The following is a 21,723-nucleotide window of genomic DNA, read 5'->3' as shown; positions in this document are numbered from 1 at the left end:
TTTTTTTGTGTTACTTTGCAGGCAGTTGTTGGAGTATACTAACGTTTTAACCCTATCAGATTAAATGATTCCTTTTGGAAAGGCCGCCGATGACCAATGTGAGAAATATGAAAAGGAGCTTGAAGTGGCTGTTTGCCATTGCAGCGACACCTGTCGTACTGTTTTCGGTTCTTGTCGCACTGCTTTACTGTCCGCCGGTACAGAACTGGGTGGTAAAGCGGGTCGCTGCGTATGTGTCGGCACGCACGGGGATGGAGGTGAGCCTTGATCAGGTCAGCCTGTCCTATCCTCTGGATCTCCAGCTGGACGGCCTGCGGATACTGCGGCAGAACGACTCCATCCCGGACAGGAAGGATACGGTGGCCGATGTACGCCGTCTGGTGGCCAGCGTCGACCTGCTGCCGCTGCTGGAGAGCAGGGTAGAGGTGAACGAACTGACCTTCACGCAGCTGAAGGCGAATACGGTCAACTTCATCGGTGACCTCCGTATCCGCGGCGACCTGCAGCGGCTGCACATCGTGAGCCATGCCGTCAATCTCATCGGCGATTCGGTACGTGTGAACAAAGCGGATGTCGAGGGCGGATGGATTGATGTCGCCCTGGGTGACACCGTACCCGAAGACCCACACAGACAGAAGCCGCTGTGGCGGATCAACATAGACCGCCTCCATCTCGCCAGAACCGGTTTCACGCTTCATCTGCCGGGTGACACGATGAGCGTCCATGCCCATTTCACGAAAGCGGCGGCGAAAGGAACCGAACTCCTGCTGCATGACAATATATATAAGGTGGCGAATGTGGACTGGCAGGGGGGCGGATTCAGCTACGACCAGAATTATGTCAGCCGTGTACGTCAGGGCTTTGATGCGGCTCACATCGCAATGCGTGACGTGAACATCGGCATAGACTCTTTCCTCTATGCTGCTCCGAAACTGTCCCTGCGTGTTCGGACGGCCAACCTCCGGGAACAAAGCGGGTTCGTGCTGAAAGACTTCCGCGGACGGTTTGCGATGGATTCCACACGTCTCAGTCTGCCCGGTCTCTATCTCCGGATGCCGGGGACGGAGCTGGCAGGACGTTTTGAAATGGACATGAACGCCTTTGCCGATGACCGTCCGGGACGGATCTCTACCCAGCTGGACGGACACCTGAGTCTTGCCGACTTCCGTCCTTTCCTCACATCGGTACCTGGGAATGTCTACCGGGCTCTCCCGAAAGACCGGATGACGGTTCAGGGACAGCTGGAAGGCAATCTCCGGTCGGTCTCGTTCCGCCAGCTTCATCTTGCCCTGCCTGGCTGTTTCGACCTTACGGGGACTGGATGGGTGGCCGATATGACGAAGGGAGCCGGGCATCTCCGCAGCGACCTGAGGCTGAAGGGAACTGCCCGGAACCTTGATTTTATCGCCGGACTTCTGCCGAACACGGTACGCCGGACGGTAGCCCTGCCGCATGGAATCCGTCTGGACGGAACGGTTCATGTGCGCAAGACGCTTTATGCGGGGAAGATGCTGCTGAGCCAGGGCGGCGGCCGGATTCGGGTGGACGGTGCCTACGATACGGCAACCGGCCTTTATCGCCTTGCAGCTGATGCGACGGCATTTCCGCTCCAGCATTTCCTCCCGCACATGGGACTTTCGCCTTTCTCCGGCTCTGTGAAGACACGGGGACGCGGCACCGATGTGATGGATCCGAGGGCATCGACGAATCTAAGCCTGCGTATCCGCCGGTTTAAATATGGGAAATACGTGCTTGACGGACTGAACGGTGACGTCTCGAAGCATGGCGAGCAGCTGTCGGCACATATAAAGAGCACGAACAGGATGCTGGGCGGCGACTTCTCCTACAAAGGCCGGGTAAGTGCGAAGTCGGTCGACGGGCACGTGCGCGGCTGGCTGCACAGGGTGGATCTGCATGCACTGGGAATGATGAAAGAGAGATATGTCGTCTCGACCTGGGCCGACGTTGATGTGCGTTCGGATATGGCGGCCACCCACCATGTCACGGGTCTCCTCCGTTCGTTCCGTTTCTTGCAGGAAGGCAGGAAGAAGAACCGTCTTCTGGCTGCCGGGAACTTTGATGTAAGGGCGGATGTGCGTCCGGCAGGGCTTGACGCCCATGTGAAAGGAAGGCTGACGACGGCAGATCTGCAGGCTCTGGGACTGATCGGGAAACATTATGTGACGTCAGCTGATGCTGACCTGTCCCTGCGTTCGGACATGAAGCATTACTATGCAGTAAACGGTTACGTAGGCAAAGTTATGCTGAATGAGCTGCGTAAAGGCGGATATGTGCCGTTGGCAGAAGGCAGCTTCCATGTTGACGTTGCAATGCGGGGCGGAAAGATAGACGGTGCGGTCAAGGGTGTATTCCCCAGGATAGACCTCTATCAGCTGGGAGTCGTGGACAGACCGCTGTCCAGCAGTTTCGCTGCCAATGCGTCGTTTACCATGGCGGGAGAGGATGAAATGAGTGTCCGGGGACTGATCGGCGACCTCCGTGTGACCGACGGGCAACACACTTATGTCCCGGGAGATGTGAATGTCGATCTCATGAGCCGCCGCGATACGGTACATGCCGCCGTCAGCGGGGGCGACTTTCGCCTCAATACGTCATTCAACAGTAGTGTACACCGGCTGGCAGCGACGGGGCAGAAGATTTATAAAAGCATCCTCAGCCAGATCTCCAGCCGGCGCATAGACCAGCCGGCCCTGCTCCGCCAGCTTCCCGTAGGACATTTCACGCTCCGCAGCGGCCGTGACAATCTCTTCAGCAATCTGCTTGCACGGGACGGCTATGCTTTCAAGGAGGCCGACATCGATCTGTACTCCTCGCCGGAGAGGGGCATCGACGGGCAGATCAGCATCGATTCGCTCGTATATGATGATGTGCATCTTGACAGTATCCGGGCCGACGTCACAAGCGTAGACGGTCAGATCAATTATTCTTTGGCGGTGGACAACAGCCCGGAGAATACCTATCCTTATCACGGCTATCTGCGTGGCGTGCTGTACGAACATGGCCTGCAGACCCATGCTACTATCCTTGACAACAAGGGGAAGACCGGACTTGATCTGGCTTTGCAGGCTGCGATGAAGGGTCGCGGCATACAGCTGTCGATCACTTCTCCACAGTCGGTCTTGGGCTACAAGTCGTTTGCCGTCAACGATTCCAACTATATCTATATCGGACGTGACCGCCGCCTGTCGGCCAACCTGCGTCTTCAGGCGGCGGACGGGACGGGCCTGCTCGTCTCGACAGAGGATGCCGACAGCACCTCGCTGCAGAATGTCACGGTTTCGATGAACCACTTTGAACTGGGCAGGCTGTTCGCTGTCCTGCCTTTCGCACCGAATGTATCGGGCGTGCTCGACGGCGACTATCACATCGTACAGACGGCCGGCGACCTCACCGTGTCGACCGATATGACCGTCAAGAAGCTCGTCTATGAGAACTGTCCGATGGGAGATGTCGGTACACAGTTCGTCTATATGCCTAAGGATGGCGGTTCACATTATGTCGATGGAATCATAACGCAGAATGGAAAGGAGGTCGGTATTCTCTCGGGAACCTACCACAGCGAAGGAGCAGGGTCGTTGGATGCCACGCTGGAGATGAACCGCTTCCCGCTGAACTACGTGAACGGATTTGTTCCCGACCAGCTTGTCGGCCTTGAGGGCGTAGGAGAAGGGACACTGTCGGTGAAAGGACCGCTGAAGAAACTGGACATCAACGGTGAAGTCTATCTTGACTCTTCTTATCTGGTAAGTGTGCCTTATGGGATAAGGATGCGTTTTGCCGACGACCCGGTCCTGATACGCAACAGCCACATAGAGTTTGAGAACTTCGAACTCTTTGCCAGCAACGGTTCTCCCCTCGACATCTCGGGCTATCTTGACTTCTCCAATCTCGACAGGATGAGGCTCGACGCCCGCATGAGAGCCAAGAACTTCCAGATCATCAATGCGAAGAAGGATCCGCGTTCGGAAGTGTACGGCAAGGCTTTCGTCGACTTCATGGGTCAGGTCAGCGGGCCGCTGGACAACCTGCAGATGGGCGGCAAGCTCGATGTGCTGGGCAACACGGATATGACGTATGTGGTACGCGACGGCACACTGGCTACCGACACGGAACTGAACGACCTCGTCCAGTTCACCGATTTCAACGACTCTACGGTGGATGTCGTCAGGCGGCCGGACATTACCGGCTTCACGATGGGACTTGCCGTAGACATCGATGAGCAGGCACATGTGCTCTGCGCGCTGAATGCCGACCAGTCCAACTACATCGACTTCATAGGCGGAGGCAGTCTGCTTCTGAACTACGACCCGACGAACGGGGTGCAGGTCCGCGGACGGTACACGCTGAGCGAGGGCAAGATGAAGTACTCCCTGCCGGTCATTCCACTGCGTACGTTCAATATTCAGGACGGAAGCTACGTTGAATTCACAGGCGATCCGATGCGTCCGACGCTGAACATTACGGCGACGGAAGACGTCAGGACAAGTGTCTCCAATGGTACCGGGGAAGGAAGGATAGTGGACTTCAAGTGCGGCGTGAGCCTTACCCGGCAGTTCCCCAAGCCCGGAGTCGAGTTCATTATCTCTGCTCCTGAGGATCAGGAGGTGCAGAACACATTGAACACGAAGAGTGTGGAAGAACGATCGAAACTTGCCGTTACGATGCTGGCATCGGGTATGTTTTTCGACGGAGAGAACTCGGCAAGTGCCAACACGGCGATGAGCGGTGCCCTGGCAGGCTTCCTTCAGACACAGGTGAATGCCATTACGGGCCGTGCGCTCAACTCCATGGGGCTGGATCTTACGGCCAACATGGAAAGTGCCGCTGATGTCAACGGCAACCTGCACACGGATTATACCTTCAAGTTCTCCAAGCGGTTGTGGAACAACCGTCTGCGTATTGTGATGGGAGGACGTGTCGCAACCGGATCGCAGTTCTCTGAAGAGAACGGAGCCTACTTCGATAATCTCTCGCTCGAATACCGCCTGAACCAGAAGGAGACGAAATACCTCAAGCTCTACTATGAGCGTGAGGCCTACGACTGGCTGGAGGGCAGCCTGAGCGAGTTCGGCGCCGGTTTCATGTGGAGACGTAAGCTGCGCCATTTCAGGGACATCTTCCGCTTCAAGGAGGATGAGCCTGTCATCCTGCCGCCGGCAGCGACTCCGCGCCGTGACAGCTTAATTAATTTTGTCAATGAGAAGAAAAAATAACCACAGGTGGCTCAATGTGGTAAGCTACATAAGCCCCATAGGGCTGTTAGGGCTGGTTGTCTTGATGAACCTGACCGGCTGCAGCACTACCTCCGCCATTCCCGACGGCGAGCAGCTGTACACCGGCATGGAGTCGACAAGATACAGCAGCTACCAGCGTAACAAGCATTTCATTTCCGTGCAGGAAGAGCTTGACGTGATCCTGGCAACCCTGCCCAATGCTGCCTTGCTGGGCAGCCCGCATATACGGTCGCCTTTCCCTGTGGGTCTCTGGGTATGGAATGCCTTTTCGCCGGACACCACCCGCTTCGGCCGCTGGATGGTGAAGGCTTTCGGCTCGGCACCGGTGCTGATGAGTTCCACTACGCCTGACCTGCGTGTCACCGTGGGTGAGAACCTGCTGAAGAAGCGCGGCTATTTTGACGGAAAAATCAGCTATGAGCGGATTGCACAGCGCAATCCGAAGAAAGGGAGGCTGCGTTATGCGGTCGATATGGGACATCTGTGGACGCTTGACAGCGTACGGTATGCCAATTTCCCGCCGTCGGCCGACAGTCTGATAACGGCTCACCTCGACGAGGCGGTTCTCCACAAGGGAGATCCCTTTGATGTGTCGACACTCGAGCAGGAGCGTAAACGGATTACGGAACTGTTCCGCAGCAACGGTTATTATTACTATCAGAACAGCGACGCCAGCTATCTTGCAGATACGACCCTCGTCCATGGCGAGGCAGCCGTTCGCCTGCAGATGGCCGACTCGGTGAGTCCCCGTGCCCTGCGGAAGTGGACGATCGGTACGGTAACCGTCAACCTGCAGCGTGAGTTTATGGAGAAGCTGGAGAAACAGCGCCGTTTCCGTGACGTCATCGTCAACTACAACGGGTCGCACATGCCGCTCCGTATGCGTACCATCGCCAACGACCTGAAGATGTGGCCCGGTACCTTGTATAATTACAGGCTGCATGAACAGAGCCAGCGGCAGTTGGGATCCAGCGGACTGTACACCTCTACGAACTTCACGTTCACCCCGCGTGACACCACGGATACGTGCCATATCCTGGACATGAAGGTGGACTGCCTGTTCGACAAGCCTTACGACTTCTATGTAGAGGCGTATGGAAAAGGAAAGACAAGCGGCAGATACGGTCCCGAGGGCATTATCGGTTTTACCAAGCGCAATGCCTTCCGTGGCGGGGAAAGGCTGAATCTGCGTGTACACGGTGCCTACGAATGGTCGTCGAACGACGATGACGACGGACGCAGCCGTCTGGGAATCAATAACTATGAGTACGGTGTCGAGGCGAGCCTGCAGATTCCGCGCCTTGTCAATCCTTTCGTCGCGCCTCCCCGTAAACGCTGGATGAAGATACAAAGAAAGGTGGAAGAGGCTGCGGAAAAGGGGCTGGTGTACAGGCCGAAACCGCCCCGTACCTATTATGCTACGCCTTCCACGACGCTGAAAGCCTCTGTCGACGTGCTGAACCGTGCCAAATACTTCAAGCGGCATGTGGTGTCTGGAGAACTGACCTACCAATGGCAGCCCAATGAACGCAACAGCTACTCGTTCTCGCCGCTCTCGCTGACGTATGAATACATGCACAAGGTGACCGACCGTTACCTGGAACTCGTCGACAGCGTACCCTATCTGGAGGTGTCGATGGCCGACCAGTTCATCCCGAAAATGCTGTTCCAGTACACCTTCATGAGTCCTGCCCGCTATCGTAATCCCGTGAAGATATGGACTACCGTGAGTGAAGCGTCAAATGTGCTGTCGGCTGCTTACACCCTGTCGGGCCGTCATTGGAGCGAGAAGAACAAGCAGCTCTTCAAGAATCCTTTCGCACAGTTTCTCAAGGTAGAGGCTAATCTTACCAAGATATGGACAGTGGCGGAGAAGAGCAGTGTTGCCGCCCACGTCAATGCAGGAGCTCTCTGGGCATATGGGAACAGCCGTTTCGCTCCGTACACCGAGCAGTTCTATGTGGGCGGAGCCAACAGCATCCGTGCCTTCAACGCACGGCAGATCGGTCCGGGACGTTACCGGTCTACCCAGCGCCGCCGCTCGTATGTAGAACAGACAGGCGACATCAAGTTTCAGATGAACCTTGAATATCGTCCCCGGCTGATGGGTTCGCTCTATGGAGCGGTCTTCCTCGATGCTGGCAATGTCTGGACGATGCACTATGACGAAGGCCGCCCCGGGGGCTACTTCAAGATGAAGAACCTGTTTAAGGAGATGGCGCTCGGCACCGGTGTGGGCCTCCGCTACGATCTCGGTTACTTCATGCTCCGTGTCGACTGGGGTATCGGCCTGCACGTGCCGTATGACACGGGCAAGAACGGCTTTTACAATATCTCCAGTTTCAAGGAAGCGCAGGCGCTCCATCTGGCGATCGGACTTCCTTTCTGATCTGCCGTCCGTCCCGGGAGATTCCTGCAGCGCCTCGTGGAGAAAGGGGCTTTCTTTGGTCTTGCTGCCAGACAGACATTATATATACCGGCGAAGCCGGATTTCATTGCAGGATGAAATCCGGCTTCGCCGGTATTTTCTGGTTCTTCCGTTCAATGCGTGGACGCTTTTCGTATGGCTTTAACGGAAGGGCCGAAGTGATTCATTCAACAAGAACATGGGCGAGACGGTCAGCTGTCCATCCTTTTATCATCCTCCGATACAAAGCCCTTTTCTATTTAATATGTTGAAAATACAGACAGGATTTTGAAAAACCATTACATAATTCCAAACAAATCATCTGCGGATATACAAACATGCGCAAAAAAGCAAGTCCGTAACCAGCAGTCAGTCAATTGGTTGTCAAACCGTTCAAAAAGGTGCCTGATTGGACTTCAAAAGGGCGTTGGTAATGCGCTGAAAGGGCACCTGTTGCAAGTCAATCAGGCATCTTTTAGAAGCCAGAAGGGCATGTGTTGCTTTGCGTTGCATGAAAACAGTTTACAAACACCGATGATGTGGGAATAAGCTGTCTGTGGAAGACGGAAAGACATGCTGATGGACGGGCTTCGTATCAATTTCGCCTTTTCTGCATTTTGTCTTGTAGTTTATCCTCCTTTGCAAAGCCGTCTGATTCTGGGCAGTCATACCCTGCAGGCGCATAAGCCTTTGTTCTTCTTCCAATCTACGCATTTAGCGGAAGAACCGAAAAGGAGACAGATTGCCGTATGGCTTGTCTGCCTTGCCCCATTTCATGGACAGCAAGGCTACCGTCCCTCATCCACGATCGGATACAGTTCGATGAATTCGCCCTGGTGTTTCTTCCCGTCATTGATTACAGCGGCGATTTTCTCACCGACGACATCCACGGAGTGCGCCCCCGGTCCGGTATAATGGTTGTTCAGGTCGGTCGTGGTGGCTCCCGGATGGACGTCGAAGATTTCGACAGGGATGTTGTTCTTCTCAAATTCCATTGCCATGATGCCGGTCATGGCATTCTGTGCCGCTTTGCTTGCCACATAAGCCATCGGATGCCAGTACGGACTCACTTCCGAGGGTACTGTGATGTTTACAATCCGCCCTCTGTTCGCCGCCAGCAGGGGGATGAGGGTCTGGGTCAGAGCGAATGTCCCGAGGTAGTTCACCTGTATCGTCTCTGCTGCATCCCGGAGCTCGGTCCGGTAGCTGGGAACCTCCATGTCGCCGGGAATCCCGGCATTGTTGACGAGGAGTTCCAGATCGGGATGTTTCTCCTTTACCTCCCTGGCGGTCTGTTCCAGACTTGCATTGTCCGACAGGTCGACGTGCTGCCAGCCGATGACCTCCGCTCCTTCCTCCCTCAGCGTTTTCATGGCTTTCTCCGCACGCTGACGGCTGCGTGCGCCGATGATGATCTGCCATCCGCTTCTGCCCAGGAATTTACTGATTCCATAACCGATTCCCTTGTTTGCACCCGTCACTAAAGCTTTTCCCATAGTTGTCTGTTTCTTTATAAGTTTTTTCGGAAACCCCTGTTGCCATGTCGGCATGGGATGTTCCGGGTACAAAGGTACTGTTTTGTTTTGAATAACCCGCCTGCGCCACGGATATTCTCCCTGGCGGTTCTCTGTACTTTCGGTTTTTCCCATTCAGTTCCCCGTACGTCGCGGGCTGAAATGTCCGGGGAAAATTTGCATAAAGCGTTTTTTTCTTTACCTTTGCAGACGGATTGAAGTATATATGAATAAAACTGAATGTAATGAAAAAAGAATCCATACGTCTTGCCCTTCTTGTCCTGATGGCAGGGCTCATGCTGTCGTCCTGCATCAGGGAAGAGGCTTTGAACGCCGAAGCCGACATCACCGACGTGTCGGTGGAGGGTGTAACGCTTATCCGCAAACCAGTCGTCACGAACAACGAGGTGCTTTTTTATGTCAATGGGTGGCAGGAACTGGATCGTCTTTCCCCGAAGTTCAAGACGACGGACGGGGCGACGATAGAGCCGGCAAGCGGCACAGAGAGAGACTTCACCCGACCGCAGAGCTATACGGTGACATCGCAGGATGGGCGGTGGAAGAAGACCTATAAGGTATCATTCGTGTCGGACGACGTGGCTACCGAGTACCACTTCGACAACATGAAATGGTACGAGTACAGAGACACCTGGAATCCTGCAGCCCCTGTCCAGAAGCTGTTTCACATTCTCGTAGACAAGACGTCGGACGGTCATGAGTTCGAGTGGGGAAGCGGCAACTCCGGCTTCCTGTTTGCTGCCAATGGAGCGACTGCCGACAAGTATCCGACCTGCCAGGAGGAAGACGGATACAAAGGAAAATGCGCGAAGCTGCAGACTGTGAGTACGGCTGCTTTTGCTTTGCTGGGGACTCCTATCGCCGCCGGCAACCTGTTTACCGGCACCTTCGAGCTAAACTTCTCGAATCCGGCGAAGTCCACCCGCTTCGGCGTTCCTTTCCGCAAGAAGCCGAAGGAACTTGTGGGGTACTACAAGTACAAGGCCGGACCGACGTTTACAGACAAGCATCTGAATAAGATTGCCGGCCGGAAAGACAGCCTTGCCGTCTATGCCGTATTGTTTGAAACGGGAGACGGGGTGGATTACCTCGATGGAACGAACTCGCTGACGAGCGACCGGATCGTCCTGCTGGCACAGCTGAAAGAGGGGCGGGAGACCGACGAGTGGACACGCTTCTCCATTCCTTTCAAAGCCGTAGGAGGCCGGTCGGTAGATCCGGAAAAGCTGCGGCAGGGGAAGTACAGTCTTGCCATCATCATGTCGTCCAGCAAGGATGGAGCCGCTTTCAACGGGGCGGTGGGCAGCACGCTGTATGTTGACGAACTCAAGCTGTTCTCAGAGTAGATGGAGGGCCGTGTGCCGTTTTCGGAATACGTATAATATAATAAGGTGAAAAATAAGCAGATGAGACATACGAACATAATCGTCGCCATAGCGGCATGGGGCTGTGTACTGTCCGGTCGGGCGCAGACGGATCGCACACCGGCATTGCAGTCGGTAGAACATAACGGATGGGAATACGAGGTAAAGGCCGGTGTGAACATCGGCGGCGCATCGCCGTTGCCTTTGCCTGTGGAGGTACGGGAGATCAACAGTTACAGTCCGAAGTTCAATGGAACGTTCGAGGGGACTGTGACCAGGTGGCTGGGCCGGAACCGGAGATGGGGACTGTCTGCCGGTCTGCGGATTGAAGAGAAAGGCATGCTGACTGGGGCGACGGTGAAGAATTACAGTACGGAGATCGTCTACGAGGGCAGTCGTGTAGCCGGATATTGGACGGGCTATGTGAAGACTGATTATAACACGACGCTGCTCACTGTGCCGCTGCTGGCAGACTACCGTGTCAATGACCGGTGGAAGCTCCGTGCGGGACTGTTCTCGTCCGTCAAGCTGGACGGCGATTTCTCCGGATATGTGAGCGACGGCTATCTCCGTGAGGGTACGCCTGTCGGTGAGAAGCTGACTTTTGATGACGGGAGCAGCGCCCCTTATGACTTCTCCTCTCACCTGCGCCATTTCCAGTGGGGCGGCCAGCTGGGGGCAACATGGTGCGCCTTCAGTCATTTCACGGTGAATGCCGACCTTACATGGGCTTTCAGCAACATCTTTGAAAGCAGTTTCAAGACGGTCAGTTTCAATCTCTATCCCGTCTATCTGAAGCTTGGCTTCGGGTATCGCTTCTGACGCTGTTCCTCTCCGTTGAGCAGGGAGAAGGATCGGAAAGAACCGCTGTGCAGCCTGTCATGGCAGGGCTTGCCTCCCCCGTGCGCCCGCTGCTTTCCGGCAGGAGGGCGGGCACTGTGGAGCGGGCAGGAGGCGGCAGAGACGGTCTCAGGGCTGCCTCAGGATCACATATATTATGACAGGTGCCCCGATGAGCGGTGTCACGGCATTGAGCGGGAGGATGCCCTGTTCGCCCGGGAGGGAGCAGATAAGGTTGCACAGCAGAGCGATGACGGCTCCGCAGAGGACTGTCCCGGGTAGGAGTGTCTGATGGTTTCCGGTACGGAACAGCAGACGGGCCACGTGCGGTATGGCCAGTCCGATGAACGATACAGGACCGCAGAAGGCCGTCGTCGCAGCGGTAAGAAGTCCGACGATGAGCAATAGGATATTGCGGACCCGGCGGACGCTCACGCCCAGGCTCTCGGCATATTGCGGCCCTAAGAGCAGGATGTTCAGCGGTTTGGTCAGGAAGAACGAGAGCAAGACACCTGACAGACAAAGGGCGGAAAAGGGTGCCATGTGAGACATTGAGACACCTCCGAAGTTTCCCATTCCCCATATCGTATAGCTCCGTATGCCGTCTTCCGAAGCAAAGAAATTCAGCAGGGAGACGGCGGAGGAAGAGACGTAGCCCACCATCAGTCCTACGATCAGCAGCAGAATGCTGCTGCGTATCAGGGTAGACAGGAACAGGATAAGCGCCGTCACGCCGGTCGCCCCGATGAAGGCGGCCGTGAGGATGGCAAGGAATCCGGAGACGGAGAACAGCGCGGTCGACAGCGTACCGCCCAGCAGCAGCATGACCAGTGCCACCCCCAGTCCGGCTCCGGCGCTGATGCCGAACACATCCGGTCCTGCCAGCGGGTTGCGGAACGCCGTCTGCAGCAGCAGGCCGCAGGTTGCCAGTGAACTGCCGCACAGCATGGCCGTCAGTGCCTGTGGAAGCCGGCTCTCCCAAATGATATACCGCCAGCTGTCTTTTCCCGTATATTGTCCGGACAGTATCTCCAGCACATCGGGAAACGGTATCCGGACGGATCCGACCGTCAGGTTCAGCCCGAACAGCAGGACGGTGCCCGCCGTCAGGATGATAAAGATGCAGATGCTACGTCTCATTGTCTAAAACCGTCAGTGTGTGTTCACGTTCCGTCTCAGTCTTTCAGTTTCCTGTAATAGCGCATGGGGGCGATGTGCAGGTCGGGATGGAAAAGCTGTATCAGGTCGGCCAGCAGCCGGTCGGGTCGCCAGCTTACTTCCTCGAAGTAAGGCACGCTGTCCACTTTGCAGCCGTAGATTTCTTCCGTCCGGTAAGGCTTCAATGCGGCATAGCCCTGGTACTCTGCCAGCAGCTTCCTGCGGCTGAAGTCCCCGTTGTAGCACAATACCCAGAAGTCGCTCTGTCCGAACTTGTCAAGGATAGTCTCGAAAGGCATTGAGATGCTGCCGCTGTGCGTGTCGTCCGAATAGGCATAGCCGCCCTGCGCATCCTTGTACAATAGCCCTACGCTGCTCTTCCCGCCTGGAAGATACCACACGGCTCCCACTTTCCTGTCGGGGAGGATGCTGCGTTTTGTCCTGCTTGTTTTCGCCTTTCTGCTCAGAGCCTTGTAGTTCCGTTCTACGAGGCTGAACAACGAGTCTGCCTCCTTCTCTTTTCCGTAGAGCAGGCCGTAGAACTTCATCCATTCGGCACGTCCCAGGGCGGAAGCCTCCATATAGTCGGCACACTCGATGACGGGCACGCCAGTCTCTTCCAGACGGCCATGGCCTCCGCTGTTCTCGAAGGGTGAAAGCAGGAGGGCATCGGCATGCAGGTCGATGATCCGTTCAATGTCGGGCTGCATGGCGTTCCCACAGTCCCGGATGTCCCCCCCCTTCCGTGTACGGTTCTGTATGTCGGGAATAAGCATGTATTTCAGGTCGGCCACGCCGGCGATGGCTTTCTGTGCATGCAGCATCTCCAGCAGACTGGCATGGGCGGTCGTGAAGACCACGCTTCTCCGGAGCGGGACGGTTATCTTTGTGCCGTCGTCGGGAACCGCCGCCCTCGAGTTGCGGTTCACCAGATAATAGGTATGCAGAAGGGTGTTCTTTTTCCAGGGGTTCAACAGCCGGACCGCAATGTACCCGCCTGTCCGTTCGATGGAAATGTTCCGGGCATAGCGGAGTTCCGTCTTCGCTCCTTTCTCTTTCTTCCGGGCTGTTTTGTCATGTGGACTTCCGCAGGATGCGAACAGCAGCAAAGCAAGGATAAATGCTGATAAGTGATGCATGAATGATGGATTTAGGTGCAAAATTACAAAAAAGGAGTGATTTGCTTGCGTGTTAGAAATCTTTTTTATACTTTAGCCGCCATATTTACTAACGATCTGATTTTAATCTAAACAACTAACACCATGGCAGAAGAAAAGTCTAACGCCCTTAGCAGCCACATCGAGATGAAGAAAGTCTGGGAACTTCTGGCAATCCTCGTGGTGACGGCCATCGTATGGAATCTGCCCACAGACATTTTCGGTATTGATGGGCTGACCGTAGTACAACAACGCATTATCGCAATCTTTGTGTTCGCCACCTTGTCGTGGCTGACGGAGTGTATCCCCGCCTGGGCGACTTCTCTGAGTATCATGACCATCATGTGTGTTACGGTGTCAAAGAACGCTTTTGGCATCTTCAAGCATGACGGTATCGGTGACCTCCTTGACTCAAAGGAGATCATGGCATCTTTTGCCGATCCGATCATTATGCTCTTCCTTGCCGGATTTGTTCTGGCGATAGCAGCCTCCAAGTCGGGGCTCGACACGCTTCTGGCACGCAACCTCATCAGGCCTTTCGGGCAGAAGAGTGAGAATGTGCTTCTGGGATTCCTGCTCATCACAGGACTCTTCTCGATGTTCATCTCTAACACGGCGACGGCAGCGCTCATGCTTACTTTCCTGGCACCGGTCTTCGCCGCACTCCCTGCCAACGGAAAAGGACGCATCGCCCTGACAATGTCCATACCTGTTGCGGCCAACCTCGGCGGTATGGGGACGCCTATCGGCACGCCGCCGAATCTTATCGCGCTGAAGTACCTTAATGACCCGGAAGGACTGAACATGAACATCGACTTCATGCACTGGATGGCCTTCATGTTCCCGCTCGTCATTCTGCTGCTGCTGCTGTCATGGAGGATCATCCTGCATTTCTTCCCGTTCACGCAGAAGACCATCCATCTGAAGATCGACGGCGAGGTGCATCGTGGATGGCGTATGTGGGTGGTGATCATCACGTTCATCATTACCATCCTGTTGTGGGTGATTCCGAAGAGCGTGACAGGCATTGATACCAACACCGTCTCGATGATTCCGATGGGGCTCTTTGCCATCACAGGTGTCATTACGGCAAAGGATATGCAGGAAATCAACTGGAGTGTCATCTGGATGGTAGCCGGCGGTTTTGCCATCGGACTGGGCATGAACGGTTCGGGCCTGGCGGATGCGGCCATTGAGAGCATTCCGTTCGGAGAATGGAGTCCTATCGTTATCCTCGCTATCTCCGGTCTGATCTGTTACTTCCTGTCCAACTTCATCTCCAACACGGCGACGGCGGCGCTCCTTGTGCCGATTCTTGCCGTGGTATGCCGCGGTATGGGTAATAAACTGGGCGGCATCGGCGGTACAAGTACCATCCTCATCGGCATTGCCATTGCGGCTTCTACGGCGATGTGTCTTCCGATCTCGACCCCGCCGAATGCCATCGCTTACTCTACGGGGCTGGTCAAGCAGAACGATATGCTCAAGGTCGGACTTACCTGCGGTATTATCTCACTTATTCTGGGTTATATCCTGCTGTCTTTCATCGGACAGCTGCATTTCCTCGGATAGGAGTCCCGTCAGGAGGACAGCTTTCTCCTTGTGAGCTGCTGCTCTCTCTGCGGTGACGTTATTGCGCCTTGTCCGGAGCGTGTCTTTCCGGAGTCAACAGAAACAACCATATCAAAGCACGGTCTGCTGGGGTATGGCTGTTTCCATATAGATTCTTCAGACATGGTGAACAGGATGAAAAGGCAGCTGTCCTGTGTCCGTCTCGTTTTAATTCAGTAATTTTGCAGACAGCTGTTACAGAGTAGACTTATAAAGAGCTGATTATGGGAAAAGGGAAAGAAATCTGTAAGATACTCAAAGGTATCCGGAAGAAGATAGCGGAGGCAAACGGCATCAGTTATCAGCCTGCCGAGTGTCATCATGAAAGCGGCTGCACAGGTACCTGCCCTGTCTGTGAAGAGGAACTGCGCTACATTGAGGGGCAGTTGAAAGCGAATAAGGACAGCGGGATCAGCACGAAAATAGCCGGTGTCGCTGCTGGCATCTGTGCGGCGGTCATGCCTATGATGGCCGCTGCGCAGAATACAGATCCTCAGGGGATGCCCGACGGGCGGGTCATCACAGCGGAGAAAGATGCTGTAAACGCAGGAGTGCGGTCAGATGACCGTACAGATTCGGTACTGATATGTGGAAAGGTCATAGACAAAGCGAACAAGGAACCTTTGCCGGGTGCTTCTGTCTTGATAGAGGGTACAGGTCGGGGGACGGTAACCGACATGGAAGGCCTGTTCTCCTTGAGGATGTCGCCCGATGCCTCCTTGACGGTTTCCTTTGTCGGCTATAAGAAGAAAACGATTCTCGCCGGAAAGCTCCTGCATTCCCCCGGCAACATCATCGCTCTTGAGGAAGATGAAAGCCTGCTGGGCATAGTCGTCGTTGGAGAACCGGTTTTTGATGATGTTTATAACCGGCAGGGTCACCGGCCGAAGTCGCATGAAGAGAAGAACCGACCGTAAATCCCGTTGTCTTAAGGATGTATGATGAAGAAAGGAAAGATTACCTGTAAGATTCTGAAGAGTATCCGGCGGAAGATCGCAGATGCAAACGGCATCAGCTATCAGCCGGGCGAGTGCCATTTCGAAGGCGACTGCACAGGCACCTGTCCTGCCTGTGAACAGGAAATCCGTTACTTGGAGGCGCAGCTGAAAGTGCGGATGAGCAAAGGCTGGAACATAAAGGTAGCCGGTCTGGCGGCAGGGGCCTGTGTCGCAATCGCCCCTTTTGCCGCATGCAGCAGGCTGCCGAAGTCCGACAGCGTACAGAATGGAATGGATGTGTCGCTCCAAGGAGAGAGAGTTGAGGTGGTGGAAGCACTTACGGAAGATATGCAGCATTCGGTCGTGATCAATGGCCAGGTGAGGGACAAGTATGCGGATAAGCCCGTCTGCCATGCCGTTGTCCGTAGGTTGGGAGATGCAGAAGCTGTCGTGTTGGGGGAGGATGGACGCTTTTCTTTGCGCGTCGGCTGCAATGACACGCTTGTCTTTTCCGGATCAGCTTCTTATCTGGACAGTGAATTGCCCGTCAGTACCTTGAAGGAATCCCATGGAGTAATGGTCTATCTGTTACCTAAATGGTATGAGTTAGGGAAGGCTGTGCCAGATTCGCTTCTTTCGGAAGAAACTGAAAAAAAGACCCCCAGGTCGCACAAAGAGAAATGCAGTCGGAAATAACCGCACCTTTTATAGCCGTCAACCGGCACAGGATCGGCACAGACGGAGTGGGAGTGACGACCCTGGTCGCTTTCCATGGTTGTCCGCTCCGTTGCCGGTACTGCCTGAACCCTCAATGTCTGCAGGCCGGGGGCGTGTGGCGCAGGCTGACACCGGGCGAGCTGTACAGCGAGGTGGAGATCGATGACCTTTACTTTGTGGCGACAGGTGGCGGTATCTGTTTTGGAGGCGGCGAACCGCTTTTATATCCGGAGTTCATCAGGACTTTCTCCGGAATCATGAACCCGGAATGGCGCCTGACGGTAGAGACGTCGCTCAATGTCCCGCTTGAAAATATTGAATCGGTTGCGGCATTGATCCAGACGTGGTATATAGACATTAAAGACCTCACCCCTGCCATCTATAACGCTTATACCGGCAAGGACAATGCACAGGTGCTCCGTAATCTCGAGTGGCTGTCGGCGAATGGAAATGCTGACAAGGTCATTGTACGCTTGCCTTTGATACCGGGTTATAATACTGAGGCGACCCGTCTGTCGGGTCGGCGGCGGTTGGAAGCCCTGGGCTTTGCACGTTTTGACCAGTTCACCTATCTGGTATGATATTGCCGTCCGTCCGACATTTCCCGTACAGGATCTCCATCGGATGTCTTGTCCGATTGTATAGCGACAGGGGTGATCCGGCCTTTTCGGCAAATGTGTTGATGCCCGTCACGCATCGTGCTGGCGGTGAACACCGGTTGTGCTGGCGGTGGACGCCATTTGTGCTGAGGACATATACGCTTACAGTCTTTTGCTTGGATTGCCGGTTTTTGCCGTGAAAGAAGAGGCTTGTGCCGCCGGCGAATGGATGAAAGAAGGCCGGTTCCTGCCGCCTGTGGACTTTTGGCACGGCCCCCGGAAACAATGGATGATTCTTCCGTTCAATGCGTGGATGCTTTTCGTATAGCTTTAACGGAAGAACCGCGGTGATCCATGAAACAAAAAAATGGCCAAGGCTGTCAACTGCCTGTTCCATGATCATCCTCCGATACAAAGACCTTTTCATTTTAATACATTGAGATACAGATAGGATTTTGAAAAACCATTACATAAATTCAGACGAATCATCTGTAAATATAAAAAACGCATGCAAAAAGCAGGTTTGTAACCAGCAGTTAATCAATTGGTTGTCAAGTCGTTCGTAAAAGGTGCTTGATTGGACTTCAAAAGGACGTTAGTTAGACTTCAAAAGGGTATCCATTGCAAGTCAATCAGGCATCTTTTAGAAGCCAGAAGAGCATGTGTCAGCTTGGCTTTCATGAAAACAATTTACAAACACCGATGATATGGGAATAAATTGTTTGTAGAAGGCGGAAAGACATGCTGATGGACAGGCATTGTATCAATTTGCCTTTTCTGCATTTTATCCTGTAGTTTATCCTCCTTTTAAGGCCACCTGTTTTTGGACAGTCATACCCTGCAAGTGCGTAAGGCTTTTGCTTGCTTTTTATGTTCGTAGCACTACGACAAGTGAAAATTCTGACATTTCCAAGTGTTTTGAGAATTATGTTTATCAGGCACTTGGGTTACTTAAAGGATTTCATGCTGCGGAATTAATGTAAAAGGAAAAAGTTTTTGTATTTTTGCAATCAACTTAAAAAGTTTTTGAAATATATTTTATAAAGACCTATGGATACAGAATCAATCTTAAAGTTTAAAAAGATTTTAGAGTACTTTGTTGCACATTTAAATTATATGCAGTCTGGTAAATCTCAGGACATTACTGGATATGCTCAATATATTAAACCTTATGAGGATAAGGGAAACTTTGTACAGACAGGACAAGGTTATAATGGTGGGGCAATCCAAAACCAGATTAAAGACTGGGAAATGATAGATGGTAAGCAGCTATGTATTAATGTTCAACCTAATTTTGGTTCTTACCAGTCAAGAAAATGTTATTTGAACTGGATACGAACTGGTATTAATATTTTTGCTCAATGGAGTGACGATCAGATTAGTGGGGTTAGTATAGGTTTTTCATACTGGTGGAAGAAGCCTATAGACTATAAGGTTGTTAAGGCAGAATCGCTTGATAAGCTTGGTTTGTATGACAATAGTGACCAGCCAAACAGTGAACTCATTAAATTCTACGATTATTTTATGAACGAAATAAAGGAGTTTCACCGAGGGACAAGCGAATACTATAAAGCAGTTTCTAAGTATTACCGTGATACAGAAAGCAAAACAAAGCTTCTTGAGAATAACGACATTATAAACACAATCCTTGCGAATAGAAATGTTATTTTTACAGGTGCCCCTGGTACAGGTAAGACCTATTGGACAAAAGAATTGGCTGCTCAGATTATACTTAATGATATTTATGATGAAAGAGATCCGGCACAGAAGAGTATAATGGATGAGCAGTATGATTTTGTACAGTTCCATCCTTCTTATGACTATACGGACTTCGTGGAAGGCTTACGCCCTGTAGATGACGGAAAAGGAAACATTTCCTTCAGGCGTGAGGACGGCATTTTTATGGCTTTTTGCAGAAAGGCTTTAAAGGCATATAACGAGGTGGAGGATAAACAAGATACGCCAAAGTATGTCTTTGTCATTGACGAGATTAATAGAGGTGAGCTTTCAAAGATTTTCGGAGAGCTTTTCTTTAGCATCGACCCCGGCTACAGAGGAGTAAAAGGAAAGGTCAAGACACAATACCATAACCTGTGGAAAAATTCAGTGGACGAAACTCAAAAGAGGTTCGGCGATACGGACTTCTTCTATATTCCAGAGAATGTCTATATCATTGGTACGATGAATGATATTGACCGCAGTGTAGAATGTATGGATTTCGCTATGCGTCGTCGCTTTGCTTTCAAGGAGGTGTTAGCTTCTGACCGTCTTAATATGATTCGCAATGATAAAACTCTTGGCAAGGCATCTGATGAAATCATAAAGCGATTGGAAAATCTGAATCTATGTATCCTCTCTATCCAAGGGCTTTCAAGTGCTTATCAGATTGGTGCAGCTTACTTCTTAAAACTGAAGAACTATCTGAAAGATGATAATTCAATTGCCCCCGAATCTTGGGAGAGCCTGTGGAAAAACCATATTTATGGTTTGTTGTTCGAGTATCTTCGTGGCTTCCCTGATGCACAAGAAAGTCTGCATCAGCTTTATGAGGCTTTTCAACTGAAGAGTACATACAGCCAAACGGGTGGTAGGATCATAAAGGTGGATAACGATGGGTAGGATTATTCATCTTACAGATAATAACACAGAGGGTTCCTATATTGATGATGGGGTGCTTGATATTCTGAAGATTGCCAATATCGGCAACCTACGGGACAATCCTGACCTTTTGGTTTTCCCTTATTCGCTTGCAGAATCGAACGATAGTATCGGTGATTTACCGATATTGAACACGTCTCATCATAACTATGACAAGGATGGGAAATGCCTTTCACTAAAGGTACATACAGGAAACCTTATGGGTTTTATCGGGATGAATGAGACTTCTGTCAGCATTCATTCCAGATTTACCCATAAGAATAAACAAGGCGTTGCTGACGATGAAGGAAAAGACTTCTTCCTTTATTACATGCTTCAGAAGGTGTTATCAATCAATTTGTTAGACCTTAAACACACGACAAATAAGCAAGATAAAGCACTTGACTTCCTGCTCTTTCTGTTTCCTGTTCTGCTGAAAAAGGCTTTGTCACAAGGACTATATAAGGAGTATCAACACAGATATTATGATGATGCAAGAGTGAAAGGAACCGTTGACATTTCGCACTTTATCAGAAATGACATCCCTTTTAAGGGGCGTGTTAGCTATAAGCTACGTGAATATAGTTATGACAACTCTGTTACGCAGCTTATCAGACATACAATAGAGTATATAAAGCAAAATCCTATCGGTGCTGAAATTTTAAGAAACGACCAAGAAACGATAGACAATGTTGCCCAAATCGTTATGGTAACACCAAGCTATGACAGGCATAACAGAGAGCGTGTCTTAAATGAAAACAGGAAACCAAAGGTTCATCCGTATTTCCTAAATTATCAGATGCTTCAGCAGTTGTGTATAAGAATTCTAAAGCATGGGTCGCTCAAGTATGGCAGAAGTGAAGACAAGGTATACGGAATACTGTTTGATGCAGCTTGGCTATGGGAAGAATATCTGAACACCGTACTTTCTAAGATAGGATTCACACATCCGAGAAACAAGGAAGGAAAGGGAGGTATAAGGATGTTTGCCAATCCAACAGATGAGGACAGTTTTGATAGCAATGGCAGGCGTATCTATCCTGACTTTTACAGTGAAGACTATATTCTGGATGCCAAGTATAAGCATTTAAATAGGAGTGTGGGGCGTGAGGACCTTTATCAGGTTGTGTCGTATATGTATTGTATGGACAAGCCTTACGGTGGTTATGTCTATCCTGATGACTCTGATCGAAAAGTAACAAGATTCAAACTTGCAGGTAAAGGACTTGAATATAAGGGAGATATGGGTGGTATTCTGTCTGTCATTCCGTTTAAGATACCTCAAAAGGCTGATAACTGGAAGGATTTTCTTCAAGGTATAAATCTGTCAGAGAGCAGGTTGAAAGAATCATTAACCACCAGATGACATCAGAGCGCAAGCACTTTTTTGGCTTGTCGCCAGTTCATTTTGCCTTTTATGTTCGCAGCACGAAGATAGGTGAAGTTTCCGACATATCCAAGTGTTTTGAGAACTTTGTTTATCAGGCACTTGGATTTCTTGCAGGAAT

The 21,723-nt window shown here is 52.1% G+C and carries 13 protein-coding genes; 10 read left to right on the top strand and 3 right to left on the bottom strand.

Annotation, left to right across the window (positions count from 1 at the left end; all coding sequences use genetic code 11):
- Positions 1 to 89: 89 nt before the first annotated feature.
- Both J4864_RS07965 and tamL read left to right on the top strand, forming a co-directional pair.
- Entirely contained in the window at positions 90 to 5,234 is a 5,145-nt protein-coding gene (locus tag J4864_RS07965) for a translocation/assembly module TamB domain-containing protein (RefSeq protein WP_211815228.1), read from the top strand.
- Entirely contained in the window at positions 5,218 to 7,644 is a 2,427-nt protein-coding gene (gene tamL, locus J4864_RS07960) for a translocation and assembly module lipoprotein TamL (RefSeq protein ID WP_211815227.1), read from the top strand. The genes J4864_RS07965 and tamL overlap by 17 nt, the downstream gene beginning before the upstream one ends.
- A gap of 806 nt (positions 7,645 to 8,450) precedes the next feature.
- Here tamL and J4864_RS07955 read toward each other — a convergent pair.
- Positions 8,451 to 9,158, bottom strand: coding sequence for an SDR family NAD(P)-dependent oxidoreductase (locus J4864_RS07955; RefSeq protein ID WP_211815226.1), 708 nt, complete (start codon positions 9,156 to 9,158; stop codon positions 8,451 to 8,453).
- A gap of 263 nt (positions 9,159 to 9,421) precedes the next feature.
- On the opposite strand from J4864_RS07955, the gene J4864_RS07950 reads away from it, so the two are divergent.
- Together J4864_RS07950 and J4864_RS07945 are read left to right on the top strand one after the other, a co-directional pair.
- Entirely contained in the window at positions 9,422 to 10,540 is a 1,119-nt protein-coding gene (locus J4864_RS07950; RefSeq protein WP_211815225.1) for a PCMD domain-containing protein, read from the top strand.
- Positions 10,541 to 10,600: 60 nt separating this feature from the next.
- Positions 10,601 to 11,380 (top strand): porin family protein, encoded by a 780-nt coding sequence (locus J4864_RS07945; RefSeq protein WP_211815224.1) that lies wholly within the window; start codon positions 10,601 to 10,603, stop codon positions 11,378 to 11,380.
- A gap of 147 nt (positions 11,381 to 11,527) precedes the next feature.
- Here the strand turns inward: J4864_RS07945 and J4864_RS07940 are convergent, their stop codons facing one another.
- Together J4864_RS07940 and J4864_RS07935 are read right to left on the bottom strand one after the other, a co-directional pair.
- Positions 11,528 to 12,538 (bottom strand): iron chelate uptake ABC transporter family permease subunit, encoded by a 1,011-nt coding sequence (locus J4864_RS07940; RefSeq protein ID WP_211815223.1) that lies wholly within the window; start codon positions 12,536 to 12,538, stop codon positions 11,528 to 11,530.
- A 35-nt stretch (positions 12,539 to 12,573) separates the two neighbouring features.
- Positions 12,574 to 13,695 carry an ABC transporter substrate-binding protein gene (locus J4864_RS07935; RefSeq protein WP_211815222.1) on the bottom strand — a complete coding sequence of 374 codons (1,122 nt, stop codon included), beginning with the start codon at positions 13,693 to 13,695 and terminating at the stop codon, positions 12,574 to 12,576.
- 123 nt (positions 13,696 to 13,818) lie between these two features.
- Here J4864_RS07935 and J4864_RS07930 point away from each other — a divergent pair, with 123 nt between their 5' ends.
- The 6 genes from J4864_RS07930 (at position 13,819) to J4864_RS07905 (ending at position 21,581) form a co-directional block, all read left to right on the top strand.
- Positions 13,819 to 15,285 carry an SLC13 family permease gene (locus J4864_RS07930; protein WP_211815221.1) on the top strand — a complete coding sequence of 489 codons (1,467 nt, stop codon included), beginning with the start codon at positions 13,819 to 13,821 and terminating at the stop codon, positions 15,283 to 15,285.
- Between the two features lie 263 nt (positions 15,286 to 15,548).
- Complete coding sequence (locus J4864_RS07925; protein WP_211815220.1) at positions 15,549 to 16,241, top strand: carboxypeptidase-like regulatory domain-containing protein; 693 nt, start codon at positions 15,549 to 15,551, stop codon at positions 16,239 to 16,241.
- A 21-nt stretch (positions 16,242 to 16,262) separates the two neighbouring features.
- Positions 16,263 to 16,958 (top strand): membrane receptor RagA, encoded by a 696-nt coding sequence (locus J4864_RS07920; protein ID WP_246479511.1) that lies wholly within the window; start codon positions 16,263 to 16,265, stop codon positions 16,956 to 16,958.
- Positions 16,943 to 17,560, top strand: a complete 618-nt coding sequence (locus J4864_RS07915) for a radical SAM protein (RefSeq protein WP_211815219.1) — start codon at positions 16,943 to 16,945, stop codon at positions 17,558 to 17,560. Before J4864_RS07920 ends, J4864_RS07915 begins: the two co-directional genes overlap by 16 nt.
- Before the next feature lie 1,068 nt (positions 17,561 to 18,628).
- Positions 18,629 to 20,197 (top strand): McrB family protein, encoded by a 1,569-nt coding sequence (locus J4864_RS07910; RefSeq protein ID WP_211815218.1) that lies wholly within the window; start codon positions 18,629 to 18,631, stop codon positions 20,195 to 20,197.
- A complete protein-coding gene (locus tag J4864_RS07905) occupies positions 20,190 to 21,581 on the top strand; it encodes a 5-methylcytosine restriction system specificity protein McrC (RefSeq protein ID WP_211815217.1) in 1,392 nt (463 codons plus the stop codon). The genes J4864_RS07910 and J4864_RS07905 overlap by 8 nt, the downstream gene beginning before the upstream one ends.
- Positions 21,582 to 21,723 lie beyond the last annotated feature (142 nt).

The organism is Prevotella multiformis, from assembly GCF_018127985.1.
GTDB lineage: Bacteria > Bacteroidota > Bacteroidia > Bacteroidales > Bacteroidaceae > Prevotella > Prevotella multiformis.
The sequence above is the reverse complement of the archived record's forward strand: the minus strand, read 5'-3'. Positions and strand labels throughout refer to the sequence as shown.

Excerpts from the sequence above, each read along its gene's own strand:
- J4864_RS07965 (WP_211815228.1), top strand. The coding sequence starts at position 90 with ATGACCAATGTGAGAAATATGAAAAGGAGCTTGAAGTGGCTGTTTGCC.
- tamL (WP_211815227.1), top strand. The coding sequence starts at position 5,218 with ATGAGAAGAAAAAATAACCACAGGTGGCTCAATGTGGTAAGCTACATA.
- J4864_RS07955 (WP_211815226.1), bottom strand. The coding sequence starts at position 9,158 with ATGGGAAAAGCTTTAGTGACGGGTGCAAACAAGGGAATCGGTTATGGA.
- J4864_RS07950 (WP_211815225.1), top strand. The coding sequence starts at position 9,422 with ATGAAAAAAGAATCCATACGTCTTGCCCTTCTTGTCCTGATGGCAGGG.
- J4864_RS07945 (WP_211815224.1), top strand. The coding sequence starts at position 10,601 with ATGAGACATACGAACATAATCGTCGCCATAGCGGCATGGGGCTGTGTA.
- J4864_RS07940 (WP_211815223.1), bottom strand. The coding sequence starts at position 12,538 with ATGAGACGTAGCATCTGCATCTTTATCATCCTGACGGCGGGCACCGTC.
- J4864_RS07935 (WP_211815222.1), bottom strand. The coding sequence starts at position 13,695 with ATGCATCACTTATCAGCATTTATCCTTGCTTTGCTGCTGTTCGCATCC.
- J4864_RS07930 (WP_211815221.1), top strand. The coding sequence starts at position 13,819 with ATGGCAGAAGAAAAGTCTAACGCCCTTAGCAGCCACATCGAGATGAAG.
- J4864_RS07925 (WP_211815220.1), top strand. The coding sequence starts at position 15,549 with ATGGGAAAAGGGAAAGAAATCTGTAAGATACTCAAAGGTATCCGGAAG.
- J4864_RS07920 (WP_246479511.1), top strand. The coding sequence starts at position 16,263 with ATGATGAAGAAAGGAAAGATTACCTGTAAGATTCTGAAGAGTATCCGG.
- J4864_RS07915 (WP_211815219.1), top strand. The coding sequence starts at position 16,943 with ATGCAGTCGGAAATAACCGCACCTTTTATAGCCGTCAACCGGCACAGG.
- J4864_RS07910 (WP_211815218.1), top strand. The coding sequence starts at position 18,629 with ATGGATACAGAATCAATCTTAAAGTTTAAAAAGATTTTAGAGTACTTT.
- J4864_RS07905 (WP_211815217.1), top strand. The coding sequence starts at position 20,190 with ATGGGTAGGATTATTCATCTTACAGATAATAACACAGAGGGTTCCTAT.